Genomic DNA, 19,921 nt, shown 5'->3' on the forward strand with positions numbered 1-19,921 from the left:
GCGTCTGCCCATGGCATCATGCCCAAGCTCCTCCCCCTGCCCCCTCCCGTGTTCCCATGACGATCAAAGGCAAAGCCACCTCCCTGGACATCGCCCACCTGGCCGGGGTCTCCCAGCCGACCGTGTCGCGGGCCCTGCGTGGCAGCCCGATGGTCAACGCCGAGACCCGCGAGCGCATCCTGCGCATCGCCCGCGAGCTGAACTACAAGGTCGACAAGAACGCCTCCAGCCTGCGCCTGCGCAATGCCGGCACCCTGGCCCTGCTGTTCTTCGAGGACCCGACCAACGACGACTCGCTGATCAACCCGTTCTTCCATTCGATGCTCGGCTCGATCACCCGCGCCTGCGCCCTGCACGGGCAGGACCTGCTGGTCTCGTTCCAGCAGCTGTCCACCGACTGGCAGGCCGATTACGAGGACAGCAACAAAGCCGACGGCATCATCCTTCTCGGCTACGGCGACTACCACCAATCGCGCGACCGCCTGCAGCGGCTGGTCGAACAGGGCACGCACTTCGTGCGCTGGGGCGCCGCCCTGCCCGGCCAGCCCGGCGTGTCGATCGGCAGCGACAACTTCCAGGGCGGGCATGACATCACCACCCACCTGCTGCAGCAGGGCTGCCGCCGCATCGCCTTCCTCGGCCATGCCTCCAGCCATTACCCCGAATTCCAGGAGCGCTACCGCGGCCACGTCGCGGCCCTGCAGGACCACGGCCTGGCCGCCGAACCGGCACTGCAGCACGATGCGATCACCACCGAGGCGTCGGGCCAGGAAGCCTGCCAGGCGCTGCTGGCACGCGGTGAACCGATCGATGCGATCTGCGCCGCCAGCGACCTGATCGCCATCGGCGCGATGCGGGCCCTGCGCGAGGCCGGCCTGCGGGTGCCACAGGACGTGGCGGTGACCGGCTTCGACGACATCCCGCTGGCGGCCTCGGTATCCCCGGCGCTGACCACGGTGCAGCAGGACACCAAGCAGGCTGGCCAACTGCTGGTCGAGCGCCTGCTGGCGCTGATCGGCCGGCAACCGGTGGAGAGCCAGAGCATCCCGGTGAAGCTGGTGGTGCGGGAATCGTCGCTGCGCGGGTAGGCACCGCAGGGCCGGCGCCCCTACCAACGCACGACGGCCGGATTCTCCCCCCATGACCAACGGCGGATGCGCACGGAGGCTGATGCGCGGATAACGCGCAGACATCGCCCATGGAAAGGTGTACGTCACATGCTGAAGATCGATTCGCTGTCGAAGACGTACGCTAATGGCGTGCACGCCCTCAACAACGTCAACCTGGATATCCCGCGCGGCATGTTCGGCCTGCTCGGCCCCAACGGCGCCGGCAAGTCGTCGCTGATGCGCACGCTGTCCTCCCTGCAGGAGGCCGACAGCGGAACGGCGACGCTCAGCATTCCAGGCGAGGCGCCGATCGACGTGCTGCGCGACAAGGACGCGGTGCGCCGCCGGCTGGGCTACCTGCCGCAGGATTTCGGCGTGTATCCGAAAGTCAGCGCGCTGGACCTGCTGGAGCATTTCGCGGTGCTCAAGGGCCTGACCCAGCGCGCGCAGCGCCGCGAGGTGGTCGATGGGCTGCTGCAGCAGGTGAACCTGTGGGACGCGCGCAAGCGCAAGCTGGGCACCTACTCCGGCGGCATGCGCCAACGCTTCGGCATTGCCCAGGCGCTGCTGGGTGACCCGCGGCTGGTGATCGTCGATGAACCCACCGCCGGCCTCGACCCGGAAGAACGCAACCGCTTCCTCAACCTGCTGGCGGCGATCGGCGAGAACGTGGCGGTGATCCTCTCCACCCACATCGTCGAGGACGTGACCGATCTGTGCCCGACGATGGCGATCATGAACAAAGGCCAGGTGCTGCTGACCGGGCGCCCGGCCGATGCCATCGACGCCCTGCAGCACCAGGTCTGGCGCAAGCAGGTTGATCCTTCGGAACTGGCCGACCACGAGGCACGCTACGTGGTGCTGTCCACCCGCCTGGTCGGTGGTCGCCCGGTGATCCACGTGCACAGCGCCAACGACCCTGGCGACGGCTTCGCGGCCGTGGCTCCCGACCTCGAGGATGTGTACTTCCAGCGCCTGCGCCTGCAGGCCCGTGCCCGCGCGGCAGCCTGAGCGGAGCACGCCATGATCTTCAACTTCTTCCGCTTCGAGCAGCGCGAGCAGCTGCGCTCCCCGCTGCTGTGGCTGCTGGCCGGGCTGTTCGCCCTGCTTGCCTTTGCCGCCGCGTCCAGCGACGCCGTGCAGATCGGTGGCGGCACCGGCAACGTGCACAGCAACGCGCCCACCGTGATCGCGCAGATGCTGGGCATCTTCACCCTGCTCGGCATGCTGGTCACCGCGCTGTTCGTCAGCAACGCGCTGTTGCGTGACTTCGAACTCGGCACTGCCGAACTGATCTTCGCCAGCCCGGTGAAGCGCCGCGATTACCTGGCCGGGCGCATCGCCGCCGCGCTGGCGGCCGGGCTGCTGGTCTACATCCTGATCGCATTCGGCCTGTGGCTGGCGCCGTTCATGCCCTGGGTCGATCCCGAGCGCATGGGCCCGATCAGCTGGCAGGGCTATGCCTGGACGTTCGCGGTCATCGTCATTCCGAACCTGTTGTTCACCACCGCACTGCTGTCGCTGCTGGCAGCGCTGACCCGCTCGATCCTGTGGGTCTACATCGGCCTGGTGGCCTACCTGGTCCTGTACGGCGCCAGCGCGGCCCTGCTGCGCGACATCGACAATACGTGGATCGCGGTGCTGAGCGAACCGCTGGGCATGCGCGCACTCGGCCGTACCATCCGCTACTGGTCCACTGCCGAACGCAACGACGGGATTCCCGAGCTGGCCGGTTACCTGCTGGCCAACCGCGCCCTGTGGTTGGGCGTGGCTGCCGCGCTGTTCGCCGCCACCTTCGCGCTGTTCCGCACCGAACGCAGCGGCAGTGGCCGTCGGCGCTGGGGCCGCAGGCAGGCGCAACCGGCTGCCGATGCCAGCGTGGTCCGCCCCACCCGCGCGACACTGCCGCGCGTGATACCGGCGTTCACTGCCAGCACGGCGTGGCAGCAGTTCCTGCGCCAAGTCCGCTTCGATACACGCGGCGTGCTGCGCAGCGTGCCGTTCATCGTGCTGCTGGTATTGGGCCTGGCCAACTTCCTGCCCAGCGCGCTGTTCCGGCAGACCCTGTACGGCACCTCGATCTGGCCGGTCACCTCGCAGATGATCATGGGCCTGCAGGGGGCCTTCAGCTGGCTGCTGGTGATCATCGTGCTGTTCTTCGCCGGTGAGCTGGTCTGGAAGGAACGCAGTGCGCGCATCAATGAAGTGACCGATGCCATGCCAGTGCCGAACTGGGTGCCGCTGCTGGCCAAGTTCACCGCACTGCTGGCCGTGATCGTCTGCTTCCAGGCCGCCGGCGCGCTGGCCGCGATGGGCGTGCAGCTGGCCAAGGGCTACACGCATCTGGAGCCGTTGCTGTACCTGCGCAGCCTGGCGCTGGATTCGGTGGTCTACATCCTGATGGGGGGCCTGGCGCTGGTGCTGCAGGTGCTCACCAACAACAAGTTCGTCGGTTATGCGCTGCTGATCGTGGTGATGATCGGCCAGGGCGTGCTGGGCCTGCTCGACTACACGCAGAACCTGTACAACTTCGGCAGCTGGCCCAACGCACCCTATTCGGACATGAACGGCTACGGCCACTTCCTGACCGGGCAACTGGCGTTCCAGGGCTACTGGGCCCTGTTCCTGCTGACCTTGATGTGCCTGGCGTCGGCCTTCTGGGTACGAGGTGTCAGCCAGGGCCTGCGCCAGCGCCTGGCCCTGGCCGGCCGTCGCCTGCGCGGCCCGACCGGGGTCTTCGCCGGAGTCGCCGCATTGGCCTTCGTCGGCGTGGGTGGCTGGCTGTACTGGAGCACCAACATCCGCAACGAGTTCATCTCGCCCGACCAGCAGCTGGATCTGCAGGCCCGCTACGAGCGCGAGCTGTCGAAGTACCGCAACCTGCCGCAGCCCCGCATCGTGGCGGTGGACAACCGCGTGGACCTGTCCCCCGAATCGCAGTCGATGGTGATCGATGCGAACTGGACGGTGCGCAATACCCACGCCACGCCGATCCAGGACGTGCACGTCTCGATGGGCGATGACAAGCAGCTGGTCGCGGTCGACCTGGGTGGGCAGACACTTTCGATGCATGACGCCGATCTCGGCTACCGCATCTACCGCCTGCAGAAACCGCTGCAACCGGGTGAGACCCGCAGCGTGCATTTCCGCGTGGTGCAGAAGCCCAACGGCATCACCGCGGGCCAGGCACCAAGCAACATCGTCGACAACGGCACCTTCTTCAACAGCCGCGTACTGCCGTCGTTCGGCTACAACGAAGGCGCCGAGATCAGCGACCGCAACGAGCGGCGCAAGCGCGACCTGGGTGAGCCGCGGCGCATGCCCAAGCTGGAAGACGAAGCCGCGCGTGCCAACACGTACATAGCCAACGATGCCGACTGGCTCGACTTCCGCACCACGGTCTGCACGGCACCGGACCAGGTGGCGTTGGCGCCGGGCTACCTTCTGAAGGAGACCACGGTAAATGGCCGGCGCTGCTTCAGCTACGCCATGGACCGGCCAATGCTGAACTTCTACGCCTACCTCTCGGCACGCTGGGAGGTGCGCAGGGCGAAGTACAAGAACATCCCGGTGGAGGTCTACTTCGACCCGGCGCACGGCTACAACGTGGACCGTATGATCGAAGCGGTGCAGAAGTCGCTGACCTACTACGAAGCGAACTTCACCCCGTACCAGCATCGCCAGGTGCGCATCATCGAGTTCCCGGGCCATGCGCGCTTCGCGCAGTCGTTCGCCAACACCATCCCCTACTCCGAGGCCATCGGTTTCATCGCCGACCTGCGTGACCCGGACAAGGTGGACTACGTCTTCTACGTAACCGCGCACGAGATCGCACACCAGTGGTGGGCGCACCAGGTGATCGGTGCCAACGTGCAGGGCGCGACGGTGCTGTCCGAATCGCTGTCGCAGTATTCGGCACTGATGGTGATGGAGCAGGAGTACGGCCGCCAGCACATGCGCCAGTTCCTCAAGCGCGAGCTGGACGGCTACCTGTCCGGCCGCGGCGGCGAGGCCATCGAAGAACAGCCGCTGGAACGTGTGGAGAACCAGCAGTACATCCACTACCAGAAGGGTTCGCTGGTGTTCTACCGGCTGCGCGAGGAGATCGGCGAGCAGGCGCTTAACCGCGCATTGAAGCGCTTCCTGCAGGACAAGGGGTACCAGCAACCGCCGTACACCACCTCACGCGAGCTGCTGGACTACATCCGCGCCGAGACCCCGGCCGACCGCCAGCAGCTGGTCACCGACCTGTTCGAGAAGATCAGCTTCTACGACAACCGCGTGATGGCCGCCAGCGCCCGCAAGCGCGATGACGGCCGCTACGACGTGACCCTGGACCTGCACGCCGCCAAGCAGTACGCCGACGGCAAGGGCAAGGAGAGCGACGGAAAGATGGATGACTGGGTCGAGGTCGGCGTGTTCGCCAATGGGCCGTCGGGCAAGGAGCGCGACCAGAAGGTGCTGTACCTGCAGCGCCACCACATCACCAGCGCCGATCCGAAGATCACGGTAACGGTGGACGAAAAGCCGGATGAAGCGGGCTTCGACCCGTACAACAAGCTGATCGACCGGGTGAGCGATGACAACCGGCGCAAGGTAACGATGTGAGGTATGCGGTGGTGCCAGTCAAATGGCTGGCATCACTGCTGCAGACAGAAACGACATGCCACGCCCAATTGCGTCATTTAAAGTCCTGATTGGCCAGAGATGCAGGGACACCATCAGATTCCATTTCAAGGCAAGCGATACTCTCCGTGAACCTTCGAGAGGCCGCGATGACATCCAGCCATATCTACTTCGCCGCACGCGGAATCTCCGCATCACTGAACTGGGCAGCCGAGGTATTGGCCGACTATGGTCTTGAGCTCGAATTGGAGCTGGGTGGGAACAGTGTTCTCATTACGGGCGATGAAGACGTTCGCCTGCGGCTCTCTCTCAACGACGCGCCCCATGTCCTCCAGGAAGCCATCGAGCTAGCGCATGGCACTGGACACGTACATGCCATGAGCCAGTGCACGGCCAGATTCGAGATCTCAATCACCGACCTGGAGGCGGTTTTGGATGAGATGAACACGCTGATCGAGGTCCAGCAGACACTGCTCACCGCCGTGGACGGTGTCCTGTGGAACGAGTGGAACGAAGCACTCAGCCGGTGATTTCCGGCTGAGGCCTGGCCTTCGGCCCCAGCAACGCCAGCAGCACGAAGACCACGATCGAGGCGACGGTACCGAGCGCCGCCGGCAACCCGAACGCCCATGCCGAACGGCGCTGCTGGCGCGCCCACTGGGCCAGATGCCAGGCCGCGCCCAGGTTGATCAGCCAGGCAATGACGAACACCGGCCATAGCACCATGCCCACCGCGCGCAGCAGGGGCATGGACACCAGCGCGGCAGCGATCGCCGCGATCAGGAAGATCAGGGCCGAGCGGGAATGGCGTGATCGTGCCGGTGCGTCGGCGGGTGATTCGCTGAATTCCATGGAGAGAGCCTCGATGCCGATGTTGTCCAAAGGGGATCACGTACGGTGCCCGAAGAGAAGCTCTCTGTAGTATCGAGCCGTGCTCGACTGATCCGGCATTGCGCGAACGGCAGCCGAGCATGGGCTCGGCTCTACATGACAATCAACCCTGGGCGAAGTCCTTCAGGATCTCGCCAACGCCGCTGGGCGAGATCTCAAAGCCCAGCGAAGTACCCGGGTTGATCACCACGCCGTAGCCACCCGGCACGCGGCGCAGCACGTCCAGCATCAGCCAGCGGATCTGGTGTTCGGCCTGCTGGCTGTAGACGCCCACCCGCGACGGATCGGTGAACACCGCCGCATGCAGGGTGCCCTGCTTGTCGAACAGCAGCGGGTCGAAGCCGCTGCCGTCCGGGGTGACCAGGCTGCCGGTCAGCAGCACTACCTCGGAAGCGACGAAGGCCTCCATGAAGGCGCGGATCGGCACCGCCCCGTCCATCGCCGCCTTCAGCAGGGTTTCGATCGGGGTCTGCGGGGCGAGGTCGGTCATGGCGATACGGCGGGGCGTGAGGGGTGCCTATTGTGCCGGATGCGGCCAAACCCGGTAGTGCCGGCCACTGGCCGGCACCTGCAGATACCCGGAATCCGGGGCTGCCGGCCAGCGGCCGGCACTACCGCCCCAGACGCTGGTCCCGCGCCTTCTGGTCGGCCATCGCCTTGTCCAGCTCGGCCTGCAGCGCCGGCTGCTGCACGGCAGCGTCCAGCACATAGACCTTCACGCCGTGCGCGGGCACGTCGGCCTTCAGCGGACCGTTCACCTGCAACGAACCGCCGTCCAGCGCATCACGCCAGCGGCCGGCCTGAACGAAGCGCGTCACGCTGAAGGTCTTCGTCTGGTCACCCTTGTTCAGCAGCACCAGCGCGGTCTGCGCCACCTCGCCATGCTGCAGCACGCGCAAGAACACTGCCTCATCGCCCTGCAGGCGCTCGTTCACCTGCAGGCCGCGCTGCAGCGCCGGGGTGGCTTCGCGCAGCCTGGCGATACGCTGCAGCGGCGCGAAGATCGGGCTCTTCGGCGCCGCATCCACACGCGGCTGGCCGAAGTACGCACGATTGCCGGCATGCTCGGCACGGCCACGCATGAAGCCCGTCTCCGAACCGTAGTAGACCACCGGAATGCCGCGCGCGGTGAACAGCCAGTTGTGCGCATCGATGAAACCATCGTCGCTGGCCTGCAGGCGCGGCATGTCGTGGTTGTCGTAGAAGCTCATCAGCTCGTACGGGTTGGCGTACGGTCCGCCGCTCAGGTGCAGCGGCTCGGCCAGGGTTTCGAAGCCCTTGCCGGCGGTGCCGAAGGTCTGCTCCAGCGCGCCGCGCAATGGGAAATCGAGCACGCTCACGTTCGCGTTGGCGGGCCAGGTGTGCTCGGCGATGCGCGCGGCATCGTAGTCGAACGCTTCGCCGAACATGAACATGCCCGGATGCTCGGCGCGGATGCGCTTGACGAATTCATGCCACCACGGGTGCGGCAGCCAGCCGATGGTGTCGATGCGCAATGCGTCCACGCCCTGCGCGGTCCATTGCAGGTAGGCGCCGACCAGGTAGTCCATCACCGCCGGATTGTCCTGGTTGAAGTCCGACAGCTCGGCCAGGTTGCCGTCGAAGATCGAGCCGTCCTTGCTGTCGACCGGACCGATGTTGTTGTAGAACGCGTGCAACGGGTTGTGCTTCGGATCCAGTTTCTGCGGCGGCAGGTTCTGGTGGTCGGCAATCAGTTTTCCGTCCTTGTCGAAGATCTGCCCGAACTGCGGCTGCCGTGTCGGCATGGTCCAGGCCGGCGAACCGTGGTTGCCTACGATATCCAGCACCACCTTCAAGCCAGCACCGTGCAGGCCCTTGGTCAGCCCGGCGAAGTCCAGGTCCCTGCTCGGCAGGTGCTCGTCGAGCTTGTAGAAATTGATGCCCCAGTAGCCGTGGTAACCGGTCTTGCCGCGGTCGGTCAGCGTGCTGGTGCAGCTGATCGGCTTGCTGCCGGTAAAGGCCTCGTCCGGGTTGTCGACGATGGGCGTGATCCACACCGCACCGAAGCCCAGGTTGCGGATGTACTGCGCATTGTCGAGCACGCCACGGAAGTCGCCGCCGAGATAGCCGATGTTGCCGTCCACCTTGTCCGGGCACGGCACCGGGATATCGAAGGTGCGGTGCGCGCCACCCTGGTCACGATGGTCGTTGGACGGATCACCGTTGACAAAGCGGTCGGTGACCACGAAGTACACCGCATCGCTGGCGAACGGCTCGGTGGTGCCGACGTAGTCCGGGCGCGGCGCGGCCGCGGCCTGGCCGGCGAACAGGGCAAGGGAAACAGCAACAGCCAGGACACCACGCATCACACCACCTCCGGACGGGACGGAACCCGCAGCACGCACAGGCCGGCCAGGAACAGGCTGCAGCCGCCCAGCACCAGCACATGCATCGGCTGGCCACCCAGCCAGGCGCGCAGGGCAAAGCCAAGCGCGCTGGCCGCCACCAGCTGCGGGATCACGATGAAGAAATTGAAGATGCCCATGTACACACCCATCTTCGACGCCGGCACGCTGTCGGACAGCAGTGCATACGGCAACGACAGGATCGAGGCCCAGGCAAAGCCCACACCCACCATCGACAGCAGCAGCCAGTGCGGGTCGCGGATGAACATCAGCGAGACCAGGCCGGCGCCGCCCAGCCACAGGTTGACCAGGTGGCTCCAGCGCAGGCCGATCGCACGCACCATCGGCGGAATCAGCACCGCCGCCAGCGCAGCGAAGCCGTTGTAGGCGCCAAACAGCACGCCCACCCAGTTGGCACCTTCGTTGTAGGCGGCCGACTGTGGATCAGTCGAACCGAAGTGGGTACCGGCCACCGCAGCGGTGGTGTAGATCCACATGGCGAACAGCGCGAACCACGAGAAGAACTGCACCCACGCCAGGCGGCGCATGGTGACCGGCATCGCGCGCAGGTCGCCGACGATGGCGGCCAGCATATGCGTGGCCGGCAGCGCGCGCGCCGCCGCCAGCAGCAGGCCGTAGCCGGCGCACAGGCCGGCCAGCACGTACAGCATCCGGTCGCCCTGCCGCCAGGTGATCAGCAGCGCCAACAACACACCCAACCCAAGCCACAGGGTCACCCGCGTCCATGAAGCCGGGCCGTTGATCGCGGCCGCCGCGTGATGTTCCGGCGGCTCGGCATCATCGAACCCGGCCAGCTCCGCCGGTGAATATTCGCGGGTGCTGACCACCGTCCAGGTGATCGCCGCGAGCAGCACCACCGCGCCGAAGTAGAACGCATAGCGCACAGTGTCGGGCACTTCCCCGGCGGCCGCGGTGTTGGCAACGCCGAAGTGGGCCAGGATGAATGGCAGGAAGCTGGCGACGATGGCGCCCACGCCGATGAAGAAGCTCTGCATCGCGTAGCCGGCCGGACGCTGGCGTGGCGCCAGCTGGTCGCCGACAAAGGCACGGAACGGCTCCATCGATACGTTGATCGAGGCATCCAGCACCCACAGCGTGCCGGCCGCGATCCACAGCGTCGGCGAGTTCGGCATCACCAGCAGCGCCAGCGTGGTCAACACCGCACCGATCATGAAGTACGGACGACGACGACCCCAGCGGGTCCAGGTGCGGTCGGACAGGTAACCGATCACCGGTTGCACCAGCAGGCCGGTCAGCGGCGCGGCAATCCACAGCCCGGGTACCGCGTCGATGTCCGCACCCAGCGTCTCGAAGATGCGGCTGGCGTTGGCGTTCTGCAGGGCGAACCCGAACTGGATGCCGAGGAAGCCGAAACACATGTTCCAGATCTGCCAGAACGACAGCTGCGGTTTGGCGGGACGATTCATCGTGCCCCCTCTTCCATCGCCACCGGCGCCACCGTCAGCGCCTGCACCTGGGCCTGGTTGAGCACGCCCTCGCGGCCGCCCTTGCCACCGGTGTAGTGCGCGAAATGTTCAAGCGCGCTCATGTTGAAGCCCTCTTCAAGCGCAACCGTGCATTGCCCCTTTGGCACCGTGAATGTTGCCGAGGTCGAGTCCTGCACGGCCACGCTGTGCGGCAGCGTGACCGTATGCCGCTGCAACGGCTGGCCCGGGCACTGCAGCACCAGCTGCTTGACCGCAGCCGTGACGCCGGTGTTGATCGGCCCGTTCGGGTTTCGATATTGCAGGCGCAGGCGAACCTGCCCGGCCTTGGCCGAGGTGAACTGCCAGCGCTGCGCACCCTTCAGCACCTGCTGCGGACCGACGCAGACCATTGGGCTGTGCAGCGATTCCAACGCGCCTTCGCGTCGGGTCAGGCTGAGGCAATGCTGCAGCCCATCGTCGCTGATCTGCACCTGGCCATTGCTGGCGACGACGGCCCTGCCGTCCTTCCACAGAACCTGCCCGGCTTGCACCGGAACGTTCCAACCCGTGCCCCTGCGCAGGGCCTGCGGTGCCGCGGGTGTTGCGGGCGCACGCGCGTTGGCATCCGCAGTCGTGGCAGCGAAGCCTGTTGCTGCCGGGGCAGTCACCAGCTGCACCGTGGTGGTCGTGCCGCGCGTGGTGGTCCTGCCCGCCACCAGCAAGCCATCGCCCACGCTCTGCGGACGCTCCAGCACATAGCGCTTGCCAGTGACTTCCAGGCTGATGCTGCGCTGCGTGCCGAACAGTTCCGGCACCAGCGCGGCCGGCAGCTTGGGCTGCACGCGGCCATCGTCCTGCACGCCGAACACGCCTTCGACCACCATCGACAGATACCCGGCCACCGACCACAGCTGGCGTTCGGAGTTGACCACCGGGCCGCTCAGCGCGCCTTCCTCGACATGCACGGCCTGGCTGACCAGCTCGTAGTTCTCCATGTTGGAACCGGCCAGCGCGGCGCCCCGCATCAGCGAACGGATCTCGGCGGCGATGCGCGGCGCATCGTCCAGCTGCCGCGCCGCACGCAGCGAGTAGGCGCTGACAAACGGCCAGATCGCGCGGTTGTGGTAGATCGGCTGCTGCGCTTCCTGCGGCCAGACCACGGGGCTGCCGGCTGGCCCCATCGGGTAAGCAGCCAGTGCACGGCGCGCGCGCTCGGGCGGCAGCACCCCGGCGAGGATGCCCAACGACAGGCCCAGCAGATCGACCTTGGCGTACGGCACCGGGTGCGCGGCTTCGCCGATGTAGCTCATGTACTGGCCGATATCCTCGCGCCAGAAGCGCGCATCGATCTGCTGCGCCAACGCATCGGCCCACGCCTTGTAGTCGGCCGCGCGGGCGTCGCCGTGCTGGCCGGCCAGGCGTTCGGCCAGGCGCAATGCCTGGTAGTGCAGCACGTTGGTGGACAGTGCGTAGGAATCACCGATGAAGCGCACGTCCTCGCGGGTCCAGTCCGGATAGGTCTGCTCGCGCCAGTCCAGGAAGGAGGTCTCGCCACGGTACAGGCCCACCTGCGCGTCGAACACCATCGCGCGGTCCTGCGCCAGCGTGCCCTTCAGCGCCTGCCAGACCTGGTCGGCGAACGCGCGATCCTCCAGCAGATGACGGGCCGCCAGGAACCACACCACGCGATCGCTGCTGATCGGCCAGCTGCCACCGGAACCGGTGTCCTGCGCCACGAACAGGCCGGGCGTGTGCCCGTCGCGCGCCGCCGACAGCTTGAACTGCAGCGACTGCCGGGTGCGCTCCGGGTCCAGCCGCGCCAGCGCCAGATCGGCGGCGAAGCTGACATCGCGGGTCCACACATAGGGCCAGCGCGCGCCGGTCTGGAAGCACTCGCACGGCACCGGTCGGCCTTCGTCGAACGCGGGATCGCGAATCGCGTCCACGCGGTCCTGGTCCATCTCCTGCTGGGCCAGCGCGAACAACGCGTCGAACATCACGCTGCCGGTCTGGCTGCGCATCGGTGCGGCTGCGATCTGCACTGCGCCCTTCGGCGCATGCATCACGAAGCTGCCGTTGGCAGCGGCTTCGGCGCGCGCATGGCGGCCGTCGAATTGCAGGTCGGCCGCCTGCGCGGTCGATCCCAGCGCTGCCCCCAGGGCAGCGGTCAGGCAAATGATCTTCAGCATCGAAGCGGCGGACCGGCTTGCGCCCGTCGGCCTCCCTCCCTCTCTGCACGCGTTGTAGGTCCGCACCGTCGTTGCCGGCGGGCGGGCGCGGCCCCTCCCTCAAGGTGCCTTGGCCCCATGGTAGACGCGGGGCTGTCGGCTGCGTCCAGCTGCATACGTATTCATGGCGCCACGCGGTAGCGCGCCTGCTGCGCTGGCTTATGGTCCGGGTCTGCCAACGGCGCCTTGGGAGGGGAAATGCCGATGCCACATACGGTTGTACGCGCGCTGTTCGCGCACATGTTCGGTCTGGCCCTGTTGGGCGTGGCCACGCTGGCGCAGGCCGCGCCACAGGTCGCCAGCGTCGAATCACCCGGCAAGGTGCTCAAGGTCAGCCTCGTGCTGGACGGCGGCACCGCCCGCTACCGCGTCGAGCGTTTCGGCGAACCCGTGGTGGAGGATTCGAAGCTCGGCTTCGCCCTGCGCGACGGCCGCCTGGACCGCGATTTCGCCCTGCTTGGCCAGCAGCGGCGCAGCGTCGACGACAGCTGGGAGCAGCCGTGGGGCGAGCGCCGGCTCACCCGCAACCACTTCAACGAGCTGACCGTGCAGCTGGCCGAAACCACCGGCAGCAAGCGTCGGCTGGATGTGGTGTTCCGCGCCTACGACGATGGCCTGGGCTTCCGCTATGTATTGCCCGAACAGCCGAACCTGCACGAGGCGATCATCGATGACGAACTGACCGAGTTCGCCATCGCGCCTGAATCCACCGCCTGGTGGATCCCCGCCGGCGAGCCGATCCACTACGAATATCTGTACCAGCGCACGCCGCTGCGCGAGGTGCCGCTGGTGCATACGCCGATGACCGTGCGCAGCCGCGATGGCCTGCATGTGGCCATTCATGAGGCCGCTCTGGTGGACTACGCCGGCATGTGGCTGCGGCGCACCGAGGGGCAACGCCTGCGCGCGCAGCTGTCACCCTCGGCCGAGGGCTGGAAGGTGCGTCGTGCCCTGCCCTTCGCCACGCCGTGGCGCACGCTGCAGATCGCAGACCGCGCGGGTGGCCTGGTCGAATCGGACCTGATCCTCAACCTCAACGAGCCCAATGCGCTGGGCGATGTGAGCTGGGTGAAGCCGGCCAAGTACGTGGGCGTGTGGTGGTCGATGCACCTGGACAACGAGAGCTGGGCCACGGGGCCGAAGCACGCGGCCACCACCGCCAAGACGAAGAAGGTGATCGACTTCGCCGCCGCGCATGGCTTCCGCGGCGTGCTGGTGGAGGGCTGGAACCCGGGGTGGGACGGCATGTGGGTGGGCAACGGCTACGACTTCGATTTCACCCGGGCCACGCCCGATTTCGACATTGAAGCGCTGTCGGCATATGGCCTGAAAAAGGGTGTGCACCTGATCGGCCACCATGAAACCGGCTGCGCCATCGAGCACTACGAGGACCAGCTGGGCGCCGCGCTGGACCTGTACGCACGGCTGGGCGTGGACCAGTTCAAGACCGGCTACGTCTGCGACGATGGCCAGGTCGACCGCCGCAATCCCACGGGGGGCCCACTGTGGCGCGAGTGGCACGACGGGCAGTTCATGGCCCGCCATCACCTGAAGGTGGTGCAGGAGGCTGCGCGCCGGCACCTGTCGGTGAACCCGCATGAGCCGATCAAGGACACCGGCCTGCGCCGCACCTACCCCAACTGGATCTCGCGCGAAGGCGCGCGCGGCATGGAGTACAACGCCTGGGGCCAGCCGCCGAACCCGCCCGAGCACGAGGTCAACCTGGTGTTCACCCGCATGCTGGCCGGGCCGATGGATTACACCCCCGGCATCCTCAGCCTGAAGGGCCGCCACGGCCAGGCCATCCCCAGCACGTTGGCCCGCCAGCTGGCGCTGTACGTGGTGCTGTACAGCCCGATCCAGATGGCCGCCGACCTGCCCGAGCACTACCTGCAGCGCCGCGAGGCATTCCGCTTCATCGAGGACGTGGCGGTGGACTGGGAGCAGAGCCGCGTGCTCGATGGCGAAGTGGGCGACTACGTGACGATCGTGCGCCGTGACCGCAACAGCCGCGACTGGTTCCTCGGCAGCATCACCGACGAACACGGCCGCGTGCTGCCGGTATCGCTGGGCTTCCTGGAGCCGGGCGTGCGCTATCGCGCCGAGATCTACCGCGATGGCGAAGGCGCCGATTTCCGCAGCAATCCGTTCGCGTTCGCGCGCGAAACCCGCGAGGTGACCAGTGCCGATGCACTGACGCTGGTGCTGGCACCGGGCGGTGGGCAGGCCATTCGCTTCACGCCGCTGTGAATGCCCCGGTAGTGCCGGCCGCTGGCCGGCAAGCCGGCGAACGTGATTGCCGGCCGCTGGCCGGCACCACCGCAAGCAGGATCTGAAAGCGATTACACCCCTGCAAACGCCATTGAATACGTATGCAGGGTGATTCCCGCGAAGAATGCGCTGCCTACCATAGCGGCGACGACAGCGGCCACCGCGTCGCACGTTCACGGCACCGCCGGAACGCTCACAAATCGATCTGCAACATTGCCTGGGAGGGGAAAATGTTGAACCACAAGCGCAGTGCGCTGAGTCTCGCGCTGGCCGTTGTGCTGGCGCCGACGCTGGCGTCGGCACAGTCCACGCAGAGCACCACCACGCCGGCCGCCACCGCCGCCACCAACCTGGATACGGTGCAGGTTACCGGCATCCGCCGCGGCATCGAGAGCGCGATCGCGGTCAAGCAGGACGCCACTTCGGTGGTCGAGGCGATTTCCGCCGAAGACATCGGCAAGCTGCCCGACGTCAGCATCGCCGAATCGATCTCGCGCCTGCCCGGCCTGGCCGCGCAGCGCGTGGCCGGCCGTGCGCAGGTGATCAGCGTGCGCGGCCTGTCGCCGGACTTCGCCACCACCCTGCTCAATGGCCGTGAAGTGGTCAGCACCGGCGACAACCGCGGTGTCGAGTTCGACCAGTACCCGTCCGAGCTGGTCAACGGCGTGACCGTCTACAAGACCCCGGACGCGGCGCTGGTCGGCCAGGGCCTGTCGGGCACCATCGACATGCAGACTGCACGCCCGCTCAGCTTTGGCGAGCGCGTGATCGCGGTCAGCGGCCGCTACCAGAAGAGTTCGCTGGGCCGCGCCGCCAACGTCGATCCGTACGGCAACCGCTTCAGCGCCAGCTACATCGACCAGTTCCTGGACAAGACCCTGGGCATTGCCATCGGCTACGCGCACAGCGACATGCCGATCCAGGAGAACCAGGTCGGCCTGTACGAACCGTGGACCACCGAACACACCGACAAGGGCGAGCGCCCGGGCGTGGGCGCCGGCACCTACTTCTCCGATGGCATTAAGGCGCTGCGCCGCACCGGCAACAACAAGCGCGACGGCGTGATGGCCACGATCCAGTTCCGGCCGAACAACAGCTGGACCAGCACCTTCGATGCGTTCCACACCGAAGCCGAGCAGATCGACACCGCCAACCAGTTCGAGCTGAACCTCAGCAACTACAACGGCAACTACACCCCGGGCCTGCTGGTCAGCAACCCGCAGATCAACGCCAACGGCTCGTTCACCGGCGGCACCGCCAGCGGCGTGTATCCGCTGGTGCGCGGCATGTACAACAAGCGCAAGGACAAGATCGATGCGTTCGGCTGGAACAACGAGTTCAACTTCGGCGGCGTCAAGCTGGTCGCCGACCTGAACTACTCCAAGGCCACGCGCGCTGAGCTGAACCTGGAAAACAACCTGCAGCTGACCCCGATGCCGCAGCTGGACACGGTCGGCGTGTCGATCCGCCAGAACGGCTTCTCGCAGATCAACCCGGGCCTGAACTACTCCAATCCCGACGCGCTGTTCCTGACCAACACCATCTACGGTTCCGGCTACGGCAAGGTGCCGCAGGTGGAAGACCGCCTGAAGGGCGGCAAGCTGGCCGCCACGATTGCGCTGCCCGAGGCCATTGCCTCGTGGGCGCCAGACCTCGACATCGGCGTGAACCATGCCGACCGCCGCAAGGTGAAGACCCAGTCCGAAGGCAACATCCTGCTCGGTGCACAGGGTGATGCCAACATCGCCTCGGACCTGCAGTACCGCCCGGTCGACCTGAGCTTCGCCGGCCTCGGCACCATCCCGGCCTGGAACGTGCCGGCCGCGGTCGGTCGCTACATGATCTTCAACCCGGTCGACAACCTGGACTACCTGATTCCCAAGTCGTGGACGGTGCAGGAAAAGATCACCACCGCGTGGGCGCGCCTGAACATCAACACCGACATCGGCGTGGTCGGCGTGCGCGGCAACATCGGCGTGCAGATGCAGCACACCGACCAGAGCTCGGATTCGCGCTACTGGGACAGCTCGCAGCCGGCTGGCAGCAACATCCAGCCCTACTCCGCAGGCCGCAAGTACAACGACTGGCTGCCGAGCTTGAACCTGGCCTTCATGTTCCCGCACCAGCAGACGCTGCGCTTTGCCGCCGCCAAGCAGGTTGCGCGGCCGCGCGTGGACCAGATGCGTGCCGGCCTGGAGTTCGGCGTGGATACCGGCACCGGCCGCCCCGGTGGCAGTGGCGGCAACCCTTTGCTGGACCCGTGGCGCGCCACCGCACTGGACCTGTCCTATGAGAAGTACTTCGGCGAGAAGGCCTACGTGGCCGCCGCGATCTTCTACAAGGACCTGAAAAGCTACGTCTACACCCAGTCGGTGGACAACTACGACTTCACCGAACTGCTTCGCAACTACGTTCCTCAGCAAGGTGCGGCGCCGGTTCAGTACACCGGCACCTTCTCCGCGCCGCAGAACGGCAAGGGCGGCACGCTGAAGGGCCTGGAGCTGACCGGGTCGTTCCCGCTGGAGATGCTGACCGACAGCCTGCGCGGGTTCGGCGTGCAGGCCAGCGCGACCTTCAACAAGAGCGACATCACCATCCTGGACCCGGAAAGCGCGTCCAGCGTGGGCAGCGACCCGATCAGCCTGCCGGGCCTGTCCAAGCGCGTGTACAACTTCACCGCCTACTATGAGCGCAACGGCTTTGAGGCACGTGTCAGCCAACGCCGTCGTTCGGACTTCATCGGTGAGATCGGCAACTTCAATGGCAACCGCAGCCTGCGTTACGTCGTCGGCGAGAACGTGACCGACGCGCAGGTCAGCTACACCTTCAGCGACAGCAGCACCCTGCGCGGTCTCACCCTGCTGCTGCAGGGCAGCAACCTGACCAACGAGCCGTACCGCACCTACGCCGGCAGCAAGGACCGCCCGCTGGAGTACATCGAATGGGGCCGCACCTACATGCTGGGCGTGAACTACAAGTTCTGACCACGACCGGGTAGTGCCGGCCGCTGGCCGGCAACACAAGGGGAGCAGGACCGGAAACCCGCTGCGCAGGCAGCGGGTTTTCTTTTGTGTGGATGCCCTTCACCGCAATCTCACCCACAAAAAAGGGACGGGGCGCTTCGGCCCCGTCCCCGCAAGTACCGCCACCGGAGAAAACGGTCAGCTGCGTCGGGCGCAATACACCGCGCGCGGCGGCAGCTGGAGTTCATTGCCCTGCACCGTGCCCGCATCCGGGCCCGGCACCGCCACCTGCTGCCAGTTGCCCGGCGGCAGCGGATGGCTCACCGCTTCGGCCGACAGGTTGAAGGCCAGCAGGAGGGTTTCATCTGCAAGCATACGCTCGAACAGCAGCACTGGCTCGGCGCTTTCAATGAACCGGATGCTGCCATGCAGGAGCGCCGGCTGGCTACGCCGCCAGGCCAGGAAGGCGCGGAACGCCGCCAGGACCGAGTGCGGGTCGCGCTCCTGCACGGCCACCGCCGCCGCCCGGTGCTCGGCCGGGATCGGCAGCCAGGGCGTGCCGGAGGTAAAGCCAGCCAGCGGAGCGTCGGTCCACGGCAGCGGGGTGCGGCAACCGTCGCGGCCCTTGAAATTCGGCCAGAAGGTGATGCCATACGGGTCCTGCAGCGCCTCAAACGGCACCTCGGCCTCGGCCAGGCCCAGCTCCTCGCCCTGGTACAGGCACACCGAGCCGCGCAGCGAGCACAGCATCGCCACCAGCATCCGCGCCAGGCGCGGATCGGCCGGATAGCCGCCCCAGCGGCTGACCGCGCGTTCCACATCGTGATTCGAAACCGCCCAGCACGGCCAGCCTTCGGTCATCGCCGCTTCCAGCCGGGAGACTGTGTCGCGGATGTAGGCCACGCTGTAGTCGTCCACCAGCAGCTCGAAGCTGTAGCCCATGTGCAGGCGCCCGTCCTGGGTGTACTCGGCGGTGGTGGCCAGCGAGTCTTCCGACGAGATCTCGCCCAGGCTCACCGCGCCCGGATACTCATCCAGCAGCGCGCGCAGCTGCTCCAGGAATGGCAGGTTCTCCGGTTGGGTGTTGTTGTAGAAGTGGTACTGGTAGGCGTACGGGTTGTCCGGACTGAAGCCGCGGCCCACGCGCTTGTCCGCCGGCTTGGGCGGGTTATCGCGCAGCTGCGCGTCGTGGAAGCAGAAGTTGATCGCATCCAGGCGGAAGCCGTCCACGCCGCGGTCCAGCCAGAACCGCACATTGTCCAGGGTGGCCTGCTGCACGTCCGGGTTGTGGAAGTTCAGGTCCGGCTGGTCGACCAGGAAGTTGTGCAGGTAGTACTGCTCACGGCGCGGTTCCCACTGCCAGGCGCCGCCGCCGAACAGCGACAGCCAGTTGTTGGGCGGGGTGCCGTCCTCGCGCGGGTCGGCCCAGACGTACCAGTCGGCCTTCGGATTACTGCGGTCCTGGCGGCTCTCGCGGAACCAGGCGTGCTCGATCGAGGTATGGCTCAACACCTGGTCGATCATCACCTTCAGGCCCAGGTCGTGCGCCTTGGCCAGTAGACGGTCGAAGTCGTCCAGGCTGCCGAACAGCGGGTCGACGTCGCGATAGTCGGCGATGTCGTAGCCGAAGTCGGCCATCGGCGACTTGAAGAACGGCGAGATCCAGATCGCGTCCACGCCCAGCGCGGCAATATGGTCCAGGCGCTGGATGATGCCCGGCAGGTCGCCCACGCCATCGCCGTTGGCATCGAGGTAGCTGCGCGGGTAGATCTGGTAGATGACGGCTCCGCGCCACCATGGATAGTGCGACATCGACAGCCCCCCTCCGGGCATGCGGGACCCGCCAGAAGCGGGCCGAAATCCTGTTCCGGCAAGCTTAGCGGCGGCCTCGCGGGCATGGCGCAACCTGCATACGTATTCACGCAGGCGGCAGCGTTTGCGGGGCCGGGAACGCCGGCCAGCCCGGTTTGCGCCCGAATTCACGGCCAGCGCCTATAATCGGTGGTGAGCCTGAAAGCC

At 66.7% G+C, this 19,921-nt stretch carries 12 protein-coding genes; 6 read left to right on the plus strand and 6 right to left on the minus strand.

All coding sequences use genetic code 11. The features are described from left to right. Nucleotides 1-56: 56 nt before the first annotated feature. From AC5P5X_RS07620 to AC5P5X_RS07635, 4 genes are all read left to right on the plus strand, one after another. The gene (locus AC5P5X_RS07620) at nt 57-1,088 is read left to right on the plus strand and encodes a LacI family DNA-binding transcriptional regulator (protein ID WP_111189210.1); all 1,032 of its coding nucleotides are present in this window, start codon (nt 57-59) and stop codon (nt 1,086-1,088) included. 129 nt (nt 1,089-1,217) lie between these two features. Then, nucleotides 1,218-2,120, plus strand: coding sequence for an ABC transporter ATP-binding protein (locus tag AC5P5X_RS07625; RefSeq protein WP_111189209.1), 903 nt, complete (start codon nt 1,218-1,220; stop codon nt 2,118-2,120). Nucleotides 2,121-2,132: 12 nt separating this feature from the next. Next, nucleotides 2,133-5,717: an ABC transporter permease/M1 family aminopeptidase gene (locus AC5P5X_RS07630; RefSeq protein ID WP_111189208.1), complete on the plus strand. Its 3,585-nt coding sequence runs from the start codon at nt 2,133-2,135 to the stop codon at nt 5,715-5,717. A gap of 146 nt (nt 5,718-5,863) precedes the next feature. Further along, a complete protein-coding gene (locus tag AC5P5X_RS07635; RefSeq protein WP_231110268.1) occupies nt 5,864-6,265 on the plus strand; it encodes a hypothetical protein in 402 nt (133 codons plus the stop codon). On the opposite strand, the gene AC5P5X_RS07640 is transcribed toward AC5P5X_RS07635, so the two are convergent. From AC5P5X_RS07640 to AC5P5X_RS07660, 5 genes are all read right to left on the minus strand, one after another. Continuing rightward, nucleotides 6,255-6,587 carry a hypothetical protein gene (locus AC5P5X_RS07640; RefSeq protein WP_111174208.1) on the minus strand — a complete coding sequence of 111 codons (333 nt, stop codon included), beginning with the start codon at nt 6,585-6,587 and terminating at the stop codon, nt 6,255-6,257. The genes AC5P5X_RS07635 and AC5P5X_RS07640 overlap by 11 nt on opposite strands. Nucleotides 6,588-6,729: 142 nt before the next feature. Further along, nucleotides 6,730-7,116, minus strand: a complete 387-nt coding sequence (locus AC5P5X_RS07645; RefSeq protein WP_111189207.1) for an SseB family protein — start codon at nt 7,114-7,116, stop codon at nt 6,730-6,732. 121 nt (nt 7,117-7,237) lie between these two features. After that, nucleotides 7,238-8,953 carry an alpha-amylase family glycosyl hydrolase gene (locus tag AC5P5X_RS07650; protein ID WP_111189206.1) on the minus strand — a complete coding sequence of 572 codons (1,716 nt, stop codon included), beginning with the start codon at nt 8,951-8,953 and terminating at the stop codon, nt 7,238-7,240. Beyond that, complete coding sequence (locus tag AC5P5X_RS07655) at nt 8,953-10,440, minus strand: MFS transporter (RefSeq protein ID WP_012479383.1); 1,488 nt, start codon at nt 10,438-10,440, stop codon at nt 8,953-8,955. The genes AC5P5X_RS07650 and AC5P5X_RS07655 overlap by 1 nt, the downstream gene beginning before the upstream one ends. After that, nucleotides 10,437-12,629: a glucosidase family protein gene (locus AC5P5X_RS07660; RefSeq protein ID WP_044569631.1), complete on the minus strand. Its 2,193-nt coding sequence runs from the start codon at nt 12,627-12,629 to the stop codon at nt 10,437-10,439. The genes AC5P5X_RS07655 and AC5P5X_RS07660 overlap by 4 nt, the downstream gene beginning before the upstream one ends. 237 nt (nt 12,630-12,866) lie before the next feature. Between AC5P5X_RS07660 and AC5P5X_RS07665 the strand changes: the two genes are divergently transcribed. Both AC5P5X_RS07665 and AC5P5X_RS07670 read left to right on the plus strand, forming a co-directional pair. Next, a complete protein-coding gene (locus AC5P5X_RS07665; protein ID WP_099498241.1) occupies nt 12,867-14,918 on the plus strand; it encodes a glycoside hydrolase family 97 protein in 2,052 nt (683 codons plus the stop codon). 251 nt (nt 14,919-15,169) lie between these two features. Further along, entirely contained in the window at nt 15,170-17,923 is a 2,754-nt protein-coding gene (locus AC5P5X_RS07670) for a TonB-dependent receptor (protein ID WP_181453861.1), read from the plus strand. Nucleotides 17,924-18,100: 177 nt separating this feature from the next. Here the strand turns inward: AC5P5X_RS07670 and AC5P5X_RS07675 are convergent, their stop codons facing one another. After that, nucleotides 18,101-19,714 (minus strand): alpha-glucosidase, encoded by a 1,614-nt coding sequence (locus AC5P5X_RS07675; protein ID WP_044569629.1) that lies wholly within the window; start codon nt 19,712-19,714, stop codon nt 18,101-18,103. Nucleotides 19,715-19,921: the final 207 nt, after the last annotated feature.

The organism is Stenotrophomonas sp. YJH_SMC_91 (genome assembly GCF_059368495.1).

What these genes read in the sequence shown, in the direction of transcription:
- AC5P5X_RS07660 (WP_044569631.1), bottom strand. Translation starts at nt 12,629, where the DNA reads ATGCTGAAGATCATTTGCCTGACCGCTGCCCTGGGGGCAGCGCTGGGA.
- AC5P5X_RS07650 (WP_111189206.1), bottom strand. Translation starts at nt 8,953, where the DNA reads ATGCGTGGTGTCCTGGCTGTTGCTGTTTCCCTTGCCCTGTTCGCCGGC.
- AC5P5X_RS07625 (WP_111189209.1), top strand. Translation starts at nt 1,218, where the DNA reads ATGCTGAAGATCGATTCGCTGTCGAAGACGTACGCTAATGGCGTGCAC.
- AC5P5X_RS07640 (WP_111174208.1), bottom strand. Translation starts at nt 6,587, where the DNA reads ATGGAATTCAGCGAATCACCCGCCGACGCACCGGCACGATCACGCCAT.
- AC5P5X_RS07620 (WP_111189210.1), top strand. Translation starts at nt 57, where the DNA reads ATGACGATCAAAGGCAAAGCCACCTCCCTGGACATCGCCCACCTGGCC.
- AC5P5X_RS07675 (WP_044569629.1), bottom strand. Translation starts at nt 19,714, where the DNA reads ATGTCGCACTATCCATGGTGGCGCGGAGCCGTCATCTACCAGATCTAC.
- AC5P5X_RS07645 (WP_111189207.1), bottom strand. Translation starts at nt 7,116, where the DNA reads ATGACCGACCTCGCCCCGCAGACCCCGATCGAAACCCTGCTGAAGGCG.
- AC5P5X_RS07630 (WP_111189208.1), top strand. Translation starts at nt 2,133, where the DNA reads ATGATCTTCAACTTCTTCCGCTTCGAGCAGCGCGAGCAGCTGCGCTCC.
- AC5P5X_RS07665 (WP_099498241.1), top strand. Translation starts at nt 12,867, where the DNA reads ATGCCGATGCCACATACGGTTGTACGCGCGCTGTTCGCGCACATGTTC.
- AC5P5X_RS07655 (WP_012479383.1), bottom strand. Translation starts at nt 10,440, where the DNA reads ATGAATCGTCCCGCCAAACCGCAGCTGTCGTTCTGGCAGATCTGGAAC.
- AC5P5X_RS07670 (WP_181453861.1), top strand. Translation starts at nt 15,170, where the DNA reads ATGTTGAACCACAAGCGCAGTGCGCTGAGTCTCGCGCTGGCCGTTGTG.